Annotated in this window: 19 protein-coding genes; 14 read left to right on the top strand and 5 right to left on the bottom strand. The window is 64.4% G+C overall.

Annotated elements, in window-relative coordinates; all coding sequences use genetic code 11:
- Positions 1–5: 5 nt before the first annotated feature.
- Entirely contained in the window at positions 6–338 is a 333-nt protein-coding gene (locus SPBM01_RS05720) for an ArsR/SmtB family transcription factor (RefSeq protein WP_188064398.1), read from the bottom strand.
- Positions 339–446: 108 nt separating this feature from the next.
- On the opposite strand from SPBM01_RS05720, the gene SPBM01_RS05715 reads away from it, so the two are divergent.
- Genes SPBM01_RS05715 through SPBM01_RS05705 form a run of 3 tightly spaced genes read left to right on the top strand, consistent with a single transcriptional unit; the run spans position 447 to position 1846 of the window.
- Entirely contained in the window at positions 447–722 is a 276-nt protein-coding gene (locus SPBM01_RS05715) for a metal/formaldehyde-sensitive transcriptional repressor (RefSeq protein ID WP_188064397.1), read from the top strand.
- Positions 723–732: 10 nt separating this feature from the next.
- Positions 733–1653 carry a CDF family Co(II)/Ni(II) efflux transporter DmeF gene (gene dmeF / locus SPBM01_RS05710; protein ID WP_188064396.1) on the top strand — a complete coding sequence of 307 codons (921 nt, stop codon included), beginning with the start codon at positions 733–735 and terminating at the stop codon, positions 1651–1653.
- A 10-nt stretch (positions 1654–1663) separates the two neighbouring features.
- Complete coding sequence (locus tag SPBM01_RS05705; protein WP_188064395.1) at positions 1664–1846, top strand: DUF1289 domain-containing protein; 183 nt, start codon at positions 1664–1666, stop codon at positions 1844–1846.
- Between the two features lie 50 nt (positions 1847–1896).
- Here the strand turns inward: SPBM01_RS05705 and cueR are convergent, their stop codons facing one another.
- The 4 genes from cueR to copC form a co-directional block, all read right to left on the bottom strand.
- Positions 1897–2283: a Cu(I)-responsive transcriptional regulator gene (gene cueR / locus SPBM01_RS05700; protein WP_188064394.1), complete on the bottom strand. Its 387-nt coding sequence runs from the start codon at positions 2281–2283 to the stop codon at positions 1897–1899.
- Positions 2280–4661, bottom strand: coding sequence for a heavy metal translocating P-type ATPase (locus tag SPBM01_RS05695; protein WP_188064393.1), 2382 nt, complete (start codon positions 4659–4661; stop codon positions 2280–2282). The genes cueR and SPBM01_RS05695 overlap by 4 nt, the downstream gene beginning before the upstream one ends.
- Positions 4662–4734: 73 nt before the next feature.
- Positions 4735–5658 (bottom strand): copper homeostasis membrane protein CopD, encoded by a 924-nt coding sequence (copD, locus tag SPBM01_RS05690; protein ID WP_188064392.1) that lies wholly within the window; start codon positions 5656–5658, stop codon positions 4735–4737.
- Positions 5659–5661: 3 nt separating this feature from the next.
- Positions 5662–6048: a copper homeostasis periplasmic binding protein CopC gene (copC, locus tag SPBM01_RS05685; RefSeq protein WP_188064391.1), complete on the bottom strand. Its 387-nt coding sequence runs from the start codon at positions 6046–6048 to the stop codon at positions 5662–5664.
- Positions 6049–6179: 131 nt separating this feature from the next.
- On the opposite strand from copC, the gene SPBM01_RS05680 reads away from it, so the two are divergent.
- The 11 genes from SPBM01_RS05680 (at position 6180) to SPBM01_RS05630 (ending at position 17907) form a co-directional block, all read left to right on the top strand.
- A complete protein-coding gene (locus SPBM01_RS05680) occupies positions 6180–6458 on the top strand; it encodes a hypothetical protein (protein WP_188064390.1) in 279 nt (92 codons plus the stop codon).
- Positions 6455–6895, top strand: coding sequence for a periplasmic heavy metal sensor (locus SPBM01_RS05675; RefSeq protein WP_188064389.1), 441 nt, complete (start codon positions 6455–6457; stop codon positions 6893–6895). Before SPBM01_RS05680 ends, SPBM01_RS05675 begins: the two co-directional genes overlap by 4 nt.
- A complete protein-coding gene (locus SPBM01_RS05670; protein ID WP_262504340.1) occupies positions 6892–7455 on the top strand; it encodes an RNA polymerase sigma factor in 564 nt (187 codons plus the stop codon). The genes SPBM01_RS05675 and SPBM01_RS05670 overlap by 4 nt, the downstream gene beginning before the upstream one ends.
- Positions 7456–7509: 54 nt before the next feature.
- Positions 7510–9372 (top strand): copper resistance system multicopper oxidase, encoded by a 1863-nt coding sequence (locus SPBM01_RS05665; RefSeq protein ID WP_188064388.1) that lies wholly within the window; start codon positions 7510–7512, stop codon positions 9370–9372.
- Positions 9369–10514, top strand: coding sequence for a copper resistance protein B (locus SPBM01_RS05660; protein ID WP_188064387.1), 1146 nt, complete (start codon positions 9369–9371; stop codon positions 10512–10514). The genes SPBM01_RS05665 and SPBM01_RS05660 overlap by 4 nt, the downstream gene beginning before the upstream one ends.
- Before the next feature lie 150 nt (positions 10515–10664).
- Positions 10665–11111, top strand: a complete 447-nt coding sequence (locus tag SPBM01_RS05655) for a DUF411 domain-containing protein (protein WP_188064386.1) — start codon at positions 10665–10667, stop codon at positions 11109–11111.
- A 28-nt stretch (positions 11112–11139) separates the two neighbouring features.
- The gene (locus SPBM01_RS05650; RefSeq protein WP_262504339.1) at positions 11140–11532 is read left to right on the top strand and encodes a hypothetical protein; all 393 of its coding nucleotides are present in this window, start codon (positions 11140–11142) and stop codon (positions 11530–11532) included.
- Positions 11533–11634: 102 nt separating this feature from the next.
- Positions 11635–11925, top strand: coding sequence for a hypothetical protein (locus tag SPBM01_RS05645; protein WP_188064385.1), 291 nt, complete (start codon positions 11635–11637; stop codon positions 11923–11925).
- A 134-nt stretch (positions 11926–12059) separates the two neighbouring features.
- Positions 12060–13289, top strand: a complete 1230-nt coding sequence (locus tag SPBM01_RS05640) for a TolC family protein (RefSeq protein WP_188064384.1) — start codon at positions 12060–12062, stop codon at positions 13287–13289.
- On the top strand, positions 13286–14773 hold the full coding sequence (locus SPBM01_RS05635) for an efflux RND transporter periplasmic adaptor subunit (RefSeq protein WP_188064383.1): 1488 nt from the start codon (positions 13286–13288) through the stop codon (positions 14771–14773). The genes SPBM01_RS05640 and SPBM01_RS05635 overlap by 4 nt, the downstream gene beginning before the upstream one ends.
- The gene (locus SPBM01_RS05630; RefSeq protein ID WP_188064382.1) at positions 14770–17907 is read left to right on the top strand and encodes an efflux RND transporter permease subunit; all 3138 of its coding nucleotides are present in this window, start codon (positions 14770–14772) and stop codon (positions 17905–17907) included. Before SPBM01_RS05635 ends, SPBM01_RS05630 begins: the two co-directional genes overlap by 4 nt.
- The last annotated feature ends 8 nt before the right edge of the window (positions 17908–17915 follow it).

The following is a 17915-nucleotide window of genomic DNA, read 5'->3' as shown; positions in this document are numbered from 1 at the left end:
CTCCATCAGCAGCAGGGGAAAAGTTCGGCGATCAGCGGCTCGCACAGCTCCGCCGTGTCGCCGCAGCAATCCTTGACGAGGAAGAGCGTGAGCGCCTTCAACTGGTCGAGGTCGGCGCGGTAGTTGATGATCCGGCTGCGACGCTCGGAACGAATTAGACCGGCACGAGAAAGGGTCGCCAGATGCACCGACATGGTGTTCTGTGGCACGGCGAGCGCCCGCGCAATCTCGCCGGCGGCGAGACCATCGGGCTCATGCCGAACCAGAAGACGAAAGGCGTCGAGCCTCGTGGTTTGGGCAAGCGCGCCTAGCGCCGAGATGGCAGTCTTTGATTCCATATATCCGCTATGATGGATATATAATGAGAACACCAGCCCTTTCAGTGTATCCGTTTTCCAGTTGATCGCTATGGCGGCGCCCCCGTATATAGGATAGGGGGGTATGCTATGGGACATTTGACCGACGGCAATGATGAACTCCTGAAGCGGGTGCGCCGTATCGCCGGTCAGGTCACCGCGATTGAGAAAGCGCTGGCGGCAGGGACGGACTGCACGACGACGCTGCATCTGGTCGCAGCGACACGCGGGGCCATCAATGGCCTCATGGACGTGATTATTGAGGAGCATGTCCGGGCGCATGTGGCGCATCCCGATCTTCCGGCCGAAGAGCGCGCCGCAGGGGCGGAAGAACTGATCGCGGTCATACGCCGCTACGCAAAATGAGGCTGAGATATTGACCACGTCCCGCGACATTGACGCCTTTACGCACGACCATGTGTATCTGGGGGCCTCTCACGACGAGAACGCCCGCCGGACGTTGTGGGTTGTGGTGCTGACGGCTCTGATGATGATCGGCGAGATCTTCGCCGGCTATGTCACAGGCTCGATGGCGCTCCTTGCCGACGGTTTTCATATGGCGACCCACGCCGGGGCGCTCAGTGTTGCAGCAATTGCCTATGCCTATGCCAAGCGGCATGCATCCAATGGGCGGTTCAGCTTCGGAACCGGGAAGGTCGGCGACCTGGCAGGCTTCGCTTCGGCGCTCGTTCTAGGCCTTATTGCCTTGGGAATCGGGGTCGAATCGATCCTGCGGCTGTTCGAACCCATCAAGGTCGCGTTCGGCGAAGCAACGGTGATTGCGGTCATTGGGCTCGGCGTGAACATCGTCAGCGCATTCCTGCTGTCGGGTAACCATCATCATCACGGTCATGACGATCACGCCCATGATCATGATGCCCATGGCGGCGACAATAATCTCCGCTCAGCCTATGTGCACGTCCTCGCGGACGCTCTCACATCTGTGTTGGCGATCACGGCTCTTCTGGCAGGCCGCTATCTGGGCTGGGTATGGATGGACCCTATCATGGGAATTGTCGGGGCAGTGGTGATCGCTCGCTGGTCCTGGAGCTTGATGCGCGATACCGCCGCAGTCCTTCTCGATACGACCGACAATCATGTGGCCGAGGAAATACAGGATCTCGTCGAAGGCCCTGGAGATGCGCGCATTTCCGATCTCCATGTCTGGCGTGTCGGCCCTGAAGCCCATGCCGCGATCGTCGGCGTTGTCGGCGGCGCGGGAATTGATGCGACTATCATCCGTGACCGTCTCGTTCCCGTCCATGAACTGAAGCATCTGACGGTCGAGTGCCATTGAAAGCGCACGCATGAAGTCTCCGTGCATAGACTTATGCGCGTTCGACGGTTCGACCGGCTGGTGCCGAGGGTGCGGCAGGTCCAAACCCGAATGCAGGACATGGAAGAAGGCGCAGCCGCAACAACAACGCAAGATCGCTGCCGACCTACCGCGCCGGCTCGCGAAGCTGACAGGACGCGGCCTGCATAAGTGAATCGGCTAGCCTGGCGGCTAGCGCGCCCTGTCCGACCCCGCCAGATAGGCTCAGGAAGCCAGGCGCGTGAGTATCGGACATTCGGGCCGCTCGTTGCCGTGGCAGCCCTTCGCCAAGTCGAGCAATGCTTCGCGCATCGCATTGAGCGCGTCCGCCTTCCGGCCGAGATCTGCGGCGCGCGATTCCGCCAGTGCCTTGACCTCCGCGCTGGCGCGATCGCGGTCGGACCAGAGATCGAGCAGCACGCGAATTTCCTCGATGGGAAAGCCGAGATCGCGGGCGTTGGCGATGAAGCGCAGGCGATGCACGTCGGCTTGCGAGTAGTCACGATACCCGCTGTCACGTCGCGGCGGCGACGGGATAAGCCCGATCTTCTCATAATGGCGGATCATCCGCTGCGACACAGCGCTCGCGTCGGAGGCCGCGCCGATGTTCACAGCGTCACCCGATTGAGACGCAGCGCGTTGGTGACGACGCTGACGGATGACAGGGCCATTGCTGCGGCAGCGATGACAGGCGACAGAAGGATGCCGAACACCGGGTAGAGCAGGCCGGCGGCGATGGGGACGCCAGCGGCATTGTAGATGAAGGCGAAGAACAGGTTCTGGCGGATGTTGGCCATCGTCGCCTCGCTCAGCCGCCGCGCTCGCACGATGCCATTGAGATCGCCCTTGAGCAGCGTGATTCCAGCGCTTTCGATGGCGACATCGGTGCCCGAACCCATGGCGATGCCGACGTCCGCTGCCGCGAGAGCGGGCGCATCGTTCACCCCATCGCCTGCCATCGCGACGACATGGCCTTCGCGTTGCAGCCGCAGGACGACAGCGCTCTTCTGATCGGGCAGCACCTCGGCTTCAACCGCATCAATGCCAAGTTTCCGGGCCACCGCCTCGGCGGTCGTCCGGTTGTCGCCCGTCAGCATGACGACGCTCACGCCCTCTTTTCGTAAGGCGGCCAGCGCCTCCGCTGTCGTTGCCTTGATCGGGTCGGCAATGGCGAGAATCCCGGTGACCCGGCCGTCAACGGCGGCGAAAATCGCCGTCGCCCCGTCCGCCCGCAGCTCATCGGCCCGTGCAGCTGCGGCTGACACATCAATCCCATTCTCCTTGAGATAGGCCGCGCCGCCCAGAAAGATGCGCTTGCCGTCCACGGTCCCGACCGCACCCTTGCCGGTAGGCGAGTCAAAGTCGGAGACCTCGGGAACGTCGATGTCACGGTCCTTAGCGGCCGCGACGATCGCGAGCGCCAGCGGATGCTCCGACGCCCGCTCGACGCCCGCCGCCAGGCGAAGAAGGTCGTGCTCCGAAAAGCCGTCTATCGCCACGATGCTCGTCACCGAAGGTCGCCCTTCGGTGAGCGTGCCCGTTTTGTCGACGACGATCGTATCGACCTTCTCCATTCGCTCCAGCGCCTCGGCATTCTTGATCAGGACGCCAAGGCCCGCACCCCGTCCGATCCCGACCATGATCGACATCGGCGTCGCCAGGCCCAGCGCGCAGGGACAAGCGATGATCAGCACCGCGACCGCGGCTACGAGGCCGTGCGCCAGTCGCGGTTCAGGGCCCCATATTGCCCATATCGCAAAGGAGAGCAGCGCGACGCCAAGCACCGCAGGGACGAACCACCCGGCAACCTTGTCGGCCATGCGCTGGATCGGCGCGCGCGAGCGTTGCGCATCCGCCACCATCTGGACGATCCGCGCCAGCATCGTATCGCGGCCAACCTTGTCCGCGCGTATGAGGAGAGATCCCGTTTGGTTTATAGTGCCCGCTACCACATGGGCATCGACCGTCTTCGTCACCGGCATCGACTCGCCGGTCACCATAGACTCATCGATCGAAGAGCGGCCATCCTCGACAATCGCATCCACAGGCACCTTCTCGCCGGGACGGACCCGCAACCTGTCGCCGACGGCGATCAGGTCGATCGCGACTTCCTCGTCGCTACCGTCCGGCAGGAGCCGACGGGCAGTCTTGGGTGCCAGATTGAGAAGGGCCTTGATCGCGCCTGAGGTGCGCTCGCGAGCACGCAGTTCGAGAACCTGCCCAAGGAGCACGAGGACGGTGATGACCGCGGCGGCCTCGAAATAGATTGCGACCGTGCCGTCCATCATGCGGAACGCTGCCGGGAATATCCCGGGGGCAAGCGTGGCCACTACGCTGTAGGCCCAAGCGACACCGGTTCCCATCGCGATGAGCGTGAACATGTTGAGGTTTCGCGTCTGGAGCGATGCCCAACCGCGCTCGAAGAAGGGCCAGCCCGCCCAGATCACGACGGGGGTTGCCAGCGCGAATTGAATCCATCCCGATATCCGCTCAGGGACGAGATGGTGGAGCGCCGGGAACAGATGGCCGCCCATTTCGAGCAGGAAAACGGGCACGGTCAGCGCCAGAGCGATCCAGAAGCGCCGCGTCATATCGACAAGTTCGGGGCTGGGACCGGCGTCGGCGGTCGCGACCTCAGGTTCGAGCGCCATGCCGCAGATCGGACAGGCTCCCGGCCCCGGTCGACGGATTTCGGGATGCATCGGACAGGTCCAGATCGCGCCGGCTGGTTCGTCCGGCGCCGGACGATCTGCCTTGGCGAGATAGCGCGCTGGGTCGGCAACGAACTTGGCGCGGCAGCCGGCACTGCAGAAATGCCAGGTCTTGCCGTCATGATCGGCGTGATGTTGTGTCACCCCCGGATCGACTGTCATCCCGCAAACGGGATCGAGGGCCTGCTCCGAACCTGCGGGACCGAGCGCGCTCTTCGCGTGACCAGCGCAACACGCTTGATTTTGACCGCCATGCGCCACGGATTTTGGTTCGGACATTCCCGTTCTCCTTATCGACGCCCCCTATCTAGGGTCTGACATCGTGTCAGGGTCAAGGGCTGCTACAAATTATCTATCGAGCGGCGAGGGGCTCCAGCGTCCCGAGCCATGCAACCAACGCAAGAATCGTGACCGCCATCGCGGCTTCCAGCGCTATGCTCCGCCGCAGGCTCGAAAGCGCCCGGCCAGGACTCCCGTGCGCGATTGCCTCATCAAGACGGGGCGTAAGCCGGAAGCGGTTGGCCGCCGCCATCGCCAGCATGGCGACGAACAGGGCGATCTTCGCCAGCAGCAGCTGGCCCCAAAGGTCGGTCGCAAGGTTTGCGATCTTGTCGGTGCCGATCAGGTAAAGGCCGTTCGTGATTCCGGTGATGACGATCAGCCCGACAATGATCGACCCGACTGTTGCAAACCCGTTCAGTGCGCGGTGCGCGGCCTCGATCCACGAGACGTCGGTCACCCGCGTAGGAAGCGTCAGCACGATGAGCATCATGAGCGCACCAAGCCACGCAGATGCGGCAAGGAGGTGCGCGATATCGCCCGTGAGGTGGAGCAAACCGCTGGTCCCTTCGGTCCCGGCGCCATGACCCGACCAGGCAAGCGTCCCGACCGCGATCGCCGCCAGAGCCGAAACGACCGTCAGGGATCTGGCTGACGGACGCTGCACCAACATTACCCACGCCAGGATCAAGATGAGAGAGACCTCACGGACGCCAAATGCCCGGCCGACCGCAGTTTCGGTCAGGAGCATCGTCAAGACGTTCCTGTCGATGCTCCAGAGATCGGTTCCACTCATGGCGGCAGATATCAGACCGAAACCCAACAGGGTCGCGATGATCCCGACTGCCGCCAATCCTGCGATCAGCGACCTGAACCGGATCATATGGATTCGCTCATCGCCACGCAGCGCATAGAGGCCGAACAAGGGCGCGCCGAACAGCAGGCCGAGATCGAGGTAGAGCGCGAGCCGCGTTGCGATCAGAAGCCAGCCCAGCATGACCTATCGGACGGTGAAGGCGAGCGTTCCGGTGATCCTGTGCGTGTCGGTCGATACTGCATGCCAGTCGAGCTTATAGGTGCCGGCGGGCAGCGGGCGCGGAAAGACCGCAACCAACGTCTTGCCGTCTGCGGCGACCGAAGTCTTGAAGCCGGCTATCTTCATCGGGGCGTGGTTCGCCATGCCGGGCATGCCGGTCATGGCAAGGTCGATCCCGGACACGGGCGCCATCAGCGTTTCGCTGAAAGTCAGCGATACCTGCGTTGCGTTGGTGACGGTCGCCTGCGCCGCCGGGGTCGATGATATCAGTTTCGGATGCGCGATGGCCGGAGCGGTGATGGTGACGAGGGCGGCGGCAATGGCCGCACCGATGACGCGAACGGACTTCATGGGGGACTCCTCTTGGTTTCCCTGCTGAATACGCAGGGTAGGGCCTCACCCCTCATAGCGCTGTGACGATATGCTATGAGGGATCGCCGGCACCGATGCGTAGTATCGGTAGAGAGCGTGGAGATTGACGCATGACCGATATTGATAGAGCGCTGGCGCGGCTGCGCGAACTGCCCGTCCATCCTGGATTGGGGGCGATCGACGGCGCGGTGCTGGAAGGGCTAACGTCTCGCGCGCTTGGCTCCCGGCCGCTTTCAGGAAGCGTTTTCGGCCTGGCGGCGCTGGCGGCGCTTTCGATCGGGATTGCCGGTTCGGTCATTCCCGGTACGCCGGTCCGTGCTGCCTCGATTACGCCATTTGGTGCGCCGTCCGCGCTCGTTCCCTCGACCCTTCTGGGCGGTAGCGAATGAACGACCGTCGTCGCCTGCTGCTCATCGCGCTGATCGCGTTTGTCGCGGCGGTTGTCGGCGTATTCGTGGGGCGGGCTTATGTGGCACGACAGATGCCCGTCGAAACCGAGCTGCACTCGCTCCTTCACAGCCAACTGGAATTGGATGCCGGCCAGCATGCCAGGATCGAGGAGATCGAGCGACGGTTCGCGGTGCGCAAGCAGGCGCTCGAACTCGAGCTTCGCGCCGACAATGCGCGCCTCGCCGACGCGATCGAGGCGGAGCATGGCTATGGTCCGCAGGTGAGTGCGGCGGTCGATCGCTCGCATCAGGCGATGGGTCAGCTTCAAAAAGAGACGCTCGAACATGTCTTCGCCATGCGTAGCGTGCTGCGCGCCGATCAGGCGGCCAAATTCGATTCCGCGGTGGTCAAGGCGCTCACGGCCAAGGATCGGTGACGGTCGACCTTGCCGGCTGTACGGACGGCGAACTGGCCGCGCTGGCTCTGGCTGGCCGGCAGACCGCCTATGGCGAACTTATGCGCCGCCATCGCGACGGCGTATATCGCCTGATCCGTGGGCATATCGGAGACGCGGATGCGGCGCTCGATGTCACCCAGCAAAGCTTCCTGTCCGCCTTTTCCGCGCTTGGCCGTTATGACGGCGCGCGACCGTTTCGTCTGTGGATCGCGCGCATCGCTATCAACAAGTGCCATGACTGGGCGCGTCGCCGCGCAGTTCGTAGGCTGTTGTCGTTTGCACTCCCGATCGACGAAGCGAGCCAGGTCGCGGACGATGCTGCGACGCCGGAAGCACTTCTTTCTGACCGCCAGGAGTTGAAGCGCACGATGGCTGCGATCGGGGCTTTGCCCGTAGCGCTGCGCGATACCCTCGTGCTGCGAACTATCGAGGGGCTGTCGCAGATCGAGACGGCCGAGGTTCTGGGGATCAGCGAAAAGGCGGTCGAGACGCGGCTTTATCGCGCGCGTTCCAAATTGCAGGAAAGTTTGAGGGACTGATGCTCTGGATGCGTATCCTGATCGATAGCTTTTTCATTCAGGGGCCTTCCTGCCATGCGTATCTCCCACCTCGATAGACGGTCGCTGTTGCGTGGCGCCGCGCTTGGCGGTGCGGGGCTGTCCCTCGCGAACTGGTTTCCGGCGTGGGCGCAGCCGGTGTCAGCCGGAATCGTCCGCCCGCTACCATCGGTAAGCGGTACCGATATAGCACTGAAAATTGCCCACCAGATGATGACGGTCGATGGCCGCGAAACTCATGCGATCGGAGTCAACGGGACCATTCCGGCGCCACTCATCCGGCTGAAACAGGGGACGAGAGTCCGGCTTTCGGTAACCAACGATCTCGACGAGGACAGCTCGATCCATTGGCATGGACTGCTCGTGCCGGCGCAGTTCGACGGTGTGCCCGGCATCAGCTTCCCAGGTATCCGCCCACGATCGATCTTCGTCTATGAATTCCCGATCATCCAGGCGGGCACCTACTGGTATCATAGCCATTCGGGCCTGCAGGAGCAGATGGGCCATTACGGCCCGATCGTCATCGACCCCGAGGGCGAGGATCCTGTTCGCTACGACCGCGAACATGTGATCGTCCTTTCGGACCACAGCGCGATGCATCCGCATGCGATCTTCCTGAAGCTCAAGCAGCAGGCTGGCTACTTCAACTACCAGAAGCAGACGTTGGCCGGGCTGCTCGCGGGGCGAGACCAGTCGCTAAAAGAGCGGATGGACTGGGGCAAGATGCGGATGGACCCGACCGATGTGTCGGACGTGACGGGTTCGACCTACACCTATCTCGTCAACGGCCATGGCCCGCGCGACAACTGGACCGCGCTTTTCCGGCCGGGCGAGCGAGTGCGCCTGCGCTTCATCAACGCCTCGGCGATGACGATCTTCAATGTCCGGATTCCGGGTCTCGCGCTGACCATCGTCCAGGCTGACGGGCAGAATGTCAGACCAGTCACCGTCGACGAATTCCAGATCACGGTCGCCGAGACCTTCGACGTGATCGTCACGCCGACCGACGAACGGGCCTACACGATCGTCGGCGAGGCGGTGGATCGCTCCGGCCTGGCGCGCGCAACGCTGGCGCCGCGCGAAGGCATGGCAGCCGAAGTGCCGCCGCTCCGGTCGAGGCCGGTCGCAACGATGAAGGACATGGGGATGGACATGTCTGGCATGGATATGTCGGGATCGGGCGGCGGCACGATCGACCTGAGCAAGCCCGACGGCGGCATGGTCGGCATGGACCATGCGGCCATGGGCCACGACATGGCGGCTGGAGCCGCTGGCGCGATGGCAGGCATGGCGCCGCAAGCCGGCGCCGAAATGTCCGGAATGGATCATTCCGCGATGGGCGGGATGAACATGCGCGACCCGAAGAATGCGCCGCAGGTTCGCATGGGGCCGGGGGTGCAGACGATCGCGCCGATGGCGATGGACCGGACCGGCGACCCGGGCCAGGGCCTCGAAAATGTCGGTCACAAGGTACTGGTCTATCGCGACCTGATGGCGTTGACGCGCAATCCCGATATACGCGCGCCCGATCGCGCCATGGAGATTCACCTGACCGCCAACATGGAGCGGTACATGTGGTCGTTCGACGGGGTGAAGATGAGCGAGGTCAAGGCGCCGATCCCGTTCCTGAAGGACGAGCGGGTGCGGGTGACGCTCGTCAACGACACGATGATGTCGCATCCGATCCATCTCCACGGCCATTTCTTCGAGCTGGTGACGGGCCATGGCGAATATGCGCCGCGCAAGCACACGGTCAACGTGCTGCCGGGCGGCAAGGCGACCTTCGATGTCACCACTGACGCGGTCGGCGACTGGGCGTTCCACTGCCACATGCTCTACCACATGCACGCCGGAATGATGCAGGTTGTCTCGGTCCGTCCGCGAGGAGACGCGGCATGAACCGCATCCTTCTCCTTGCGCTCGCGCCGCTCGCGATCCCCGCCCCGGTCGCGGCGCAGGCGATGGATCATTCGAACATGCCTGGCATGCAGATGCCGGCGCCGAAGAAGCCTGCGGCAAAGCCGACAGTGCGAAAGCCGCCGACGCAACGACCGCGGCCCGCTGTTCCGCGCGCGTCGGCATCCACGCCAGCGCGTCCGGCCGTCGCAAGGCCCGCTCCGGCAGTCGCTGGGGGAGCGGATCCGCATGCGGACCATGACATGACGACGATGCCCGGGATGGCCATGCCCGGCGCTCCGGCGGCGGCGGGCGCGGGAAAGCACGACATGGCCACCATGCCCGGCATGGATATGGGACCAGGCACGGCTGACCATGGAACGGGCGGCACCGCCCTGGCGCCCGGCAACGCCCCGGCGCCTGCGCCGCCGACCGACCATTATGCCGATCGCGCCTTTCCGGCTGCGGAAATGGCGCGCGTGCGGACCGATCTCTACAGGGAGCATGGTGGCGGCAGCTTCCACCAGGTCATGTTCAATCTGGCCGAGTATCAGGCGCGCAAGGGTGGCGACGGCTTTCGCTGGGACGGAGAGGCATGGCTCGGCGGGGACATCAACCGGTTGGTCGTCAAGAGCGAGGGCGAAGGGGCGTTCAAGGGCGGCGGCGTCGATAGCGCCGAAGTGCAGGCGCTCTATAGCCGTGCGATGGATCCCTACTGGAACCTGCAGGCGGGTGTCAGGTACGATTTCAAGCCGAACCCCTCGCGTACTTATGCGACCATCGGTATCGAAGGACTGGCGCCCAACTGGTTTGAGATCGAAGGCGCGCTGTTCCTGTCTGACAAGGGCGATGTTCTCGCTCGCGCCGAGGGCTACTATGATCAGCGGATCACCCAACGCCTGATCCTCCAGCCGCGCGTCGAGCTGAATTTCGCGGCGCAGGATGTACCCGAGAACCGGATTGGTTCGGGCCTATCGAACGCCGAACTGGGTCTGCGGCTTCGCTATGAGATCAGGCGGGAGTTCGCGCCCTATATCGGTGTGTCCTATGATCGGAAAGTTGGCGATACGGCTCGCTATGCGCGGGTCGACGGCAAGAATGTCGGAACGACGAGCTTTGTGATCGGCTTGAGAAGCTGGTTTTGACGTCGGTCGCCGGTGCAATGTGTTTTTCTGAGGGATGGATCTTTCCGCTGCGTATGTAACGATAAGGGCATCGCAGCTGTATAATAGGGTCAAGTGCGTGATTGGCCGCAGCCGGCGGTGGTTATCGAACGTACGAACAGGAATGACGACATGAAGTCTGCCTCCCTCTTTGCAGCGTGCCTCGCCCTCGGCGTTCCTTCGCTTGCGATAGCGGCTGCGGACATCGTCGTTCACCGGGATCCCGGCTGTGGTTGCTGCGAGCAATGGGCTGCCCAGGTCCGTCAGCAATTCGGCCGGCGCTTATCCATCGTCGACGATCAGCAGCGATCCTCCTTTCAGCGCGCGCACGGCGTACCGGCTCGGCTATCATCGTGTCATACAGCGATCGTCGATGGCATGGTTTTCGAGGGACATGTCCCCATCGCGGACATGAAGCGCGTTCTCGCGCAGCGTCCGCGTGGTGTGAGCGGTCTCGCCGTAACGGGCATGCCTGTCGGATCACCGGGCATGGAAGTCCCAGGGCAGGCGGTCCAATCTTTCAATGTCATTGCCTTTGGTGCGGGCCGCGAAACCATCTTCGCCCGCCACGGCGGATGAGTATGGCGTTGTCCCTGGATCATGAGTGGTGTATTCGGTTACGGCTGTGAAACGTGCGCTTCATCTCTTTCTCCTGCTTGGAGCCCTGATCGGTCTGCTCGGCCAGGAAGCCGCCTTTGCGTCCGGCCCGCCTGCGGCGTCCGCGCCGATGGCGATGTCGAGTATGGCCGCTTCCGGGATGTCCGAAGACTGCATGAAGATGATGGCGCAGCAACAGCAGCCTGCGCAGAAACCGTGCAAGGGCATGACCTTGGCCTGCATCGCCGCGATGGGCTGCGTTATTCCCATGGCCGTGCGCAATGACGCACCGGTGCTTGGCAGCCGCGAAGCCGGTTCAATCCTGGCTTTCTGGACAACCACCACGGTCCTGCGCGGCAGTGATCTTACTCCTGAACCGGAACCACCGACTCTCCTTGGCTGATCGAAACCGGCCGTCAGGCTGACAGGGTCGTTGCGCCTGTCGCGCACCAAACATCCTGCTCAACCTGCTGCTACCACGATGTTTTGCCAAAGGATTACAGTCATGAAAAACCGTGTTTTCTATGCCCTGCTGGGGCTCGCCCTTGCCGCACCCGTCGCTGCGTTCGCCGGCCAACCCGACCACAGTCAACAGTCCGGCCACTATGAGTGGAAGTCGGTTCCGCAATATGGCCCGCGTGCCACGGGGCCGGCCCAGCGGCGTGTATGGGTGCCTGATGCCACGCAAGTGGCGGCTTGCGACTGCGACATGATGAAGATGAGCAGCACCGGTGCTGCTGATTGCATGAAGCAGATGCACAGCATGGCATCACCCTCGACCCCTTCGGTTGGCTAGGAGCAGGTTCTGGCCGCTTCAGGTCGCATAGACAGCTAGACCAGCAGTGGCGACGGGATGCCCCCATCCTGCCGCCACTGACATGCCTGTCATAGTGCGCGATGTCGGCCTGATCCTCCGATCAGGAGTTTCCCATGCGATTGTTTCTTTGCGCGCCGTTGCTCGCGGCAATTCCCGGCATTGCATTCGCCGATCCGCTCACCTTCGAGACCGCGCTCCAGCGCGCTCGGCAGGAAGCGCCGTCGATCAAGGCCAAGACGCTCGGCGCCGATGCCGCGCGGTCCGCGCGTGGCGCGGCCGGGGCACTGCCCGATCCGACGCTTGGCGTGAGCGTCGAGAGCTTCCCGATCTCGGGACCGCTCGCGTTCGAACCGCAGCGCGACGATTTCACCATGGCGCGGGTCGGTGTGTCCCAGGAGATCCCCAACCTCGCCAAGCGGCACGCGCAGCAGGCGCGCGCCGATAGTGACATCAAGGCGGCCGAGGCCGATACCGCCGTCGAGGCGCGCACGGTCGAGGTCGGCACCGCGCTCGCCTGGATCAACCTGGCCTATGCCGAACGCAGACTTGCTGCACTCGACGATGTCCTGTCCCGCCTCGAGCGCGTGGTGGGAACGACGCCAGGCGCTGTCGCCTCGGGCAATGCGCGGCCGGCGCAGACCCTCGCCGGGCAGCAGGCTGTCGCCGCCATGCAGGATCGCCGCAGCGAACTGGTGTCGAATGTGGCGCGGGCACGCGCGACGCTGACCCGCTGGACCGGCGATCCCGCGCCCGAGATCGCCGGACCGATCCCCGATTTTGCGGTCAATGCGGCAACCCTGCGAGCGGGCCTCGATCGCAACCCCACCGTCCGAATGATCGATGCCCAGGCGGGGCAAGTGGATGCCGATGTTCGCCTGGCCGACGCCGGGCGGCGCTCCGATTTCGGTGTCAACCTGGCCTATCAACGGCGCGATCCCCGGTTCGGCGATTATGTTTCTGCCGGTGTAACCGTCAGCCTGCCGTTCTTCACCCGCAATCGCCAGAATGCCGGGATCGCCGTGGCCCAGGCGAATGCGGGGCGGGTCCTGGCCGAACGCGAGGCCACCCGCCGCGCGCTCGCCGCCGACCTCGACGCCGATCTCGCCGATCATGTCATGCATCATGAGCAGTGGATGCGCGCGCGGGACACGCTGCAGCCGCTTGCCGACCAGCGCGTCAAATTGGAGACTGCCAGCTACGGCGCTGGACGCGCCAGTCTCGTCGATGTCGCCGACGCCTATGCCGCGCTCGCCGACGCGACCCTCACTGCCCTCGACCGCGAAGCCCTGGTCGCCGCCGACGGCGCGCGGCTGACCCTCACCTATCGGAGCGCCGACCAATGAGCCTCGAGATCTCACCGCGCGCCCGGCTCGGACTGGCTGCCGCAGCGCTCGCCCTCGTCGCCGGTGTCGGCGGCTATGGCATCGCGCATCTCGGTGGGAGTGAAACAGCTCACATGCAAACAGCCGATTCCGGCCGTAAGGCGCTCTACTGGTACGATCCGATGGTGCCGTCGCAGCATTTCGACAAGCCGGGCAAGTCGCCGTTCATGGATATGCAGCTTGTCGCCAAATATGCCGACGAAGGCGGGGGCGACGCACCCGGCGTGCGGATCGATCCGGCGACCTCGCAAACGCTGGGGCTCCGCACAGTTGCGGCGCGCCGCGGGGAGCTCGCCAGTAGCCTCACCGCCACCGGCACGATCGACTTCAATCAGCGCGATGTCGCGATCGTCCAGGCGCGCGCGGGCGGGTTCGTTAGCCGTGTCTATGCCCGTGCGCCCGGCGACATCATCGGCGCCGGTGCCCCGCTTGCCGATCTGCTCGTTCCCGAATGGGCGGGCGCACAGGCCGAGTTTCTTGCGGTTCGCCGCTCCGGGAACGCAGCGTTGATCCAGGCGGCGCGCCAGCGGCTCGCGCTGCTTGGAATGCCGTCTAGCACGATCGCGTCGGTCGAGCGGACGGGGCGACCGCATAACGTGGTGACGATCTCCACGCCGACCGGTGGGGTCATCAAGACATTGGACGTTCGGGCAGGGATGACGATGACGGCGGGGCAGACACTCGCCGAGGTCAACGGCCTCGGCACGGTCTGGCTCAACGCCGCCGTGCCCGAGGCGATCGCCGGTCCGCTCAGGCCCGGGCAAACCGTGCAGGCAACGCTCGCGGCATTTCCCGGCGAGACCTTGTCGGGCCGTGTTTCCGCGATCCTGCCCCAGACACAGGCGGATAGCCGGACGCTGACCGTGCGGATCGAGCTTCCCAACCGCGGCGGGCGTCTGCGTCCCGGCATGTTCGCCACCGTGTCGTTCGGCGGCAGCGCACAACCGGCGCTGCTGGTGCCATCCGAAGCGTTGATCCGCACCGGCAAGCGGACATTGGTGATGCTCGCACTAGACAAGGGGCGCTACCGGCCTGCCGAAGTGCAGACCGGCCGTGAATCCGGCGGCGACACCGAGATCCTGGCGGGCCTCGGCGAAGGCGAGAAGATCGTCGCGTCGGGCCAGTTCCTGATTGATTCCGAGGCGAGCCTCTCGGGCGTGGAGGCGCGGCCGATCGGGGGCACGCCGACGGCTGCCGTCAAACCAGCAGCTACGGCCGCGCTCTACGAGACCGTCGGCAAGATAGAGCAGATCACCGCCAATTCGGTGACGCTCAGCCATGAGCCGGTGCCCGCCATCAGCTGGCCGGCGATGACGATGACGTTCCAGCTTCCCGATCCGAAGGTCGTGCGGGGCCTGAAGGCCGGCGACCGCGTCCGCTTCGGGTTCGACCGGCCACCGGCGGGGCCGACCGTGCGGCGCATGGTGAAGGTCGCTGGCCAGTGATCGCCCATCTCATCCGCTGGTCGGTCAGGAACCGCTTCTTCGTCCTGATCGCGATGCTGGCATTGGTCGGCGCCGGGTTGTGGGCGGTGCGCTCGACCCCGATCGATGCGCTGCCCGACCTGTCCGACGTGCAGGTCGTGATCCGCACCTCCTATCCGGGGCAAGCGCCGCAGATCGTCGAGAACCAGGTCACCTATCCGCTGACCACCACCATGCTGTCGGTGCCCGGCGCGAAGACGGTGCGCGGCTATTCCTTCTTCGGCGACAGCTTCGTCTATGTGATCTTCGAGGACGGGACCGATCTCTATTGGGCACGCAGCCGCGTGCTCGAATATTTGAATCAGGTGCAGGGGCGCTTGCCGCCGAGCGCTCGCAGCGCGCTCGGCCCTGACGCCACCGGGGTCGGCTGGGTCTATGAATATGCGCTAGTCGACCGGAGCGGCCGGCATGACCTGTCGCAGCTCCGGGGGCTTCAGGACTGGTTCCTGCGCTACGAATTGAAGACCGTGACCGGTGTTGCCGAGGTCGCCAGCATCGGTGGCATGGTCAAGCAATACCAGGTGCTGCTCGATCCGGTGAAGCTCGCCGCTTACGGGATCACCCACCAACAGGCGGTCCAGGCGATCCAACAGGCCAATCAGGAAGCGGGCGGCTCGGTGCTCGAAATGGCCGAGGCCGAATATATGGTCCGCGCCTCGGGCTATCTGAAGACGCTCGACGACTTCCGGGTGATTCCACTGAAGACGGCGGCCGGTGGCGTACCCGTGCGTCTCGGCGACGTCGCAACCATCCAGATCGGCCCCGAGATGCGGCGCGGCATCGCGGAACTGAACGGCGAAGGCGAAGTCGCCGGCGGCGTGGTGATCCTTCGCTCGGGCAAGAATGCGCGTGAGACGATCGCGGCGGTCAAGGACAAGCTCGTCGATCTCAAGAAAAGCCTGCCGCCCGGCGTCGAGGTGGTGACGGTCTATGACCGCTCGCAGCTCATCGACCGTGCCGTCGAGAATCTCACCCACAAGCTGATCGAGGAGTTCATCGTCGTCGCGATCGTCTGCGGGCTGTTCCTCTGGCATGTCCGCTCAGCGCTGGTCGCGATCCTGACCCTGCCATTGGGCGTGCTGGCCGCGTTCGTCGTCATGCGATTCCAGGGCGTGAATGCCAATATCATGTCGCTGGGCGGTATCGCCATCGCCATCGGCGCGATGGTCGATGCGGCCGTGGTGATGATCGAGAATGCCCACAAGAAGATCGAGCGCTGGGAGCAGGAGCATCCTGGCAAGCATCTCGAGGGTGAGATGCGCTGGACCGTCGTCACCGAGGCGGCGGCCGAAGTCGGGCCGGCCTTGTTCTTCAGCCTGCTGATCATCACGCTGTCGTTCATTCCGGTGTTCACGCTGGAGGCACAGGAAGGCCGGCTGTTCGCGCCACTCGCCTTCACCAAGACTTATGCGATGGCGTCGGCGGCGATCCTGTCGGTGACCCTCGTTCCGATACTCATGGGCTGGCTGATCCGGGGCCGTATCCCCGCCGAGCAGGCCAATCCAGTCAACCGCTGGCTGACCGATCTTTACCGGCCTGCGATCGACTGGACGATGCGAAAACCCAAGGCGGTGCTGCTGATCGCAGCGCTGGTCTTCGCGACAACGGCCTGGCCACTCACCCGGCTTGGCGGCGAATTCATGCCCAACCTTGATGAGGGCGACCTACTCTACATGCCCTCGGCCTTGCCGGGCCTCTCTGCGGCCAAGGCCTCGCAACTGCTCCAGCAGACCGACCGGCTGATCAAGACGGTGCCCGAGGTCGAGAGCGTGTTCGGCAAGGCCGGTCGCGCCGAGACCGCGACTGATCCGGCACCGCTGGAGATGTTCGAGACGACGATCCAGTTCAAGCCCCGCGACCAATGGCGTCCCGGGATGACGCCGGAGAAACTGGTCGACGAACTCGACCGGACGGTGAAGCTGCCCGGCCTCGCCAATGTCTGGGTGCCGCCGATCAGGAACCGCATCGACATGCTGGCGACCGGCATCAAGAGCCCGATCGGGGTCAAGGTCTCCGGCGCCGATCTCGTCCAGCTCGATCGCATCGCGCATGATGTCGAGACGGTCGCCAAGACCGTGCCGGGCGTTTCCTCCGCCCTCGCCGAACGGCTGACCGGCGGGCGCTATGTCGATGTCGATATCGACCGGGCCGCCGCCGCACGGTTCGGGCTCAACATCACCGATGTGCAGGCGATCGTCTCGGGCGCGATCGGCGGCGAGACGATCGGCGAGACAGTCGAGGGGCTGGCCCGCTATCCGATCAGCGTGCGCTATCCGCGCGAGCTGCGCGACAGCCTCGAAGGGCTGCGGACATTGCCGGTCCTCACCCCGTCGGGCCAGCAGATCACGCTCGGCACCGTGGCCAATGTATCGATTGCCGAAGGACCGCCGATGCTCAAGACCGAGAATGCGCGGCCCTCGACCTGGGTCTATGTCGATGTGCGCGGGCGCGACCTCGCCTCGGTGGTTGGCGATCTGCAACGCGCGGTGGCGAAGCAGGTCAGGCTCTCGCCGGGCGTCAGCATCGCTTACTCAGGCCAGTTCGAATATCTCCAGCGCGCGGTCGACAAGCTCAAGCTGGTCGTGCCTGCGACGCTGCTGATCATCTTCGTGCTGCTCTACATGATCTTCGGCCGGTTCGACGAAGCGGCCTTGATCATGGGCACGCTGCCGTTCGCGCTCACCGGCGGGATCTGGATCCTCTATCTGCTCGGATTCAACCAGTCGGTCGCAACCGGGGTCGGGTTCATCGCACTCGCCGGCGTCTCGGCCGAGTTCGGCGTGGTGATGCTGATCTACCTGAAAAATGCGCTGGAGGAGCGCGGTGACGACCTTGATGCCGGTCAGGTCGAGGCGGCGGTGCGCGAGGGCGCGTTGCTTCGCGTCCGGCCCAAGGCGATGACGGTCGCGGTCATCCTCGCCGGTCTGCTGCCGATCCTGCTCGGATCGGGCGCAGGCTCCGAAGTGATGAGCCGGATCGCCGCCCCGATGATCGGCGGCATGCTCACCGCGCCACTGCTGTCGATGTTCGTCCTTCCCGCCGCCTATCTTTTGCTCCGGCGGCGACGGGCAAAGTCCATCCGCCAACCTGTTTAACCTGCAAG

It is taken from the genome of Sphingobium sp. KCTC 72723 (assembly GCF_014280435.1).
In the GTDB taxonomy this organism is placed as follows: domain Bacteria; phylum Pseudomonadota; class Alphaproteobacteria; order Sphingomonadales; family Sphingomonadaceae; genus Sphingobium.
This window is presented reverse-complemented; position numbering and strand designations above follow the sequence as displayed.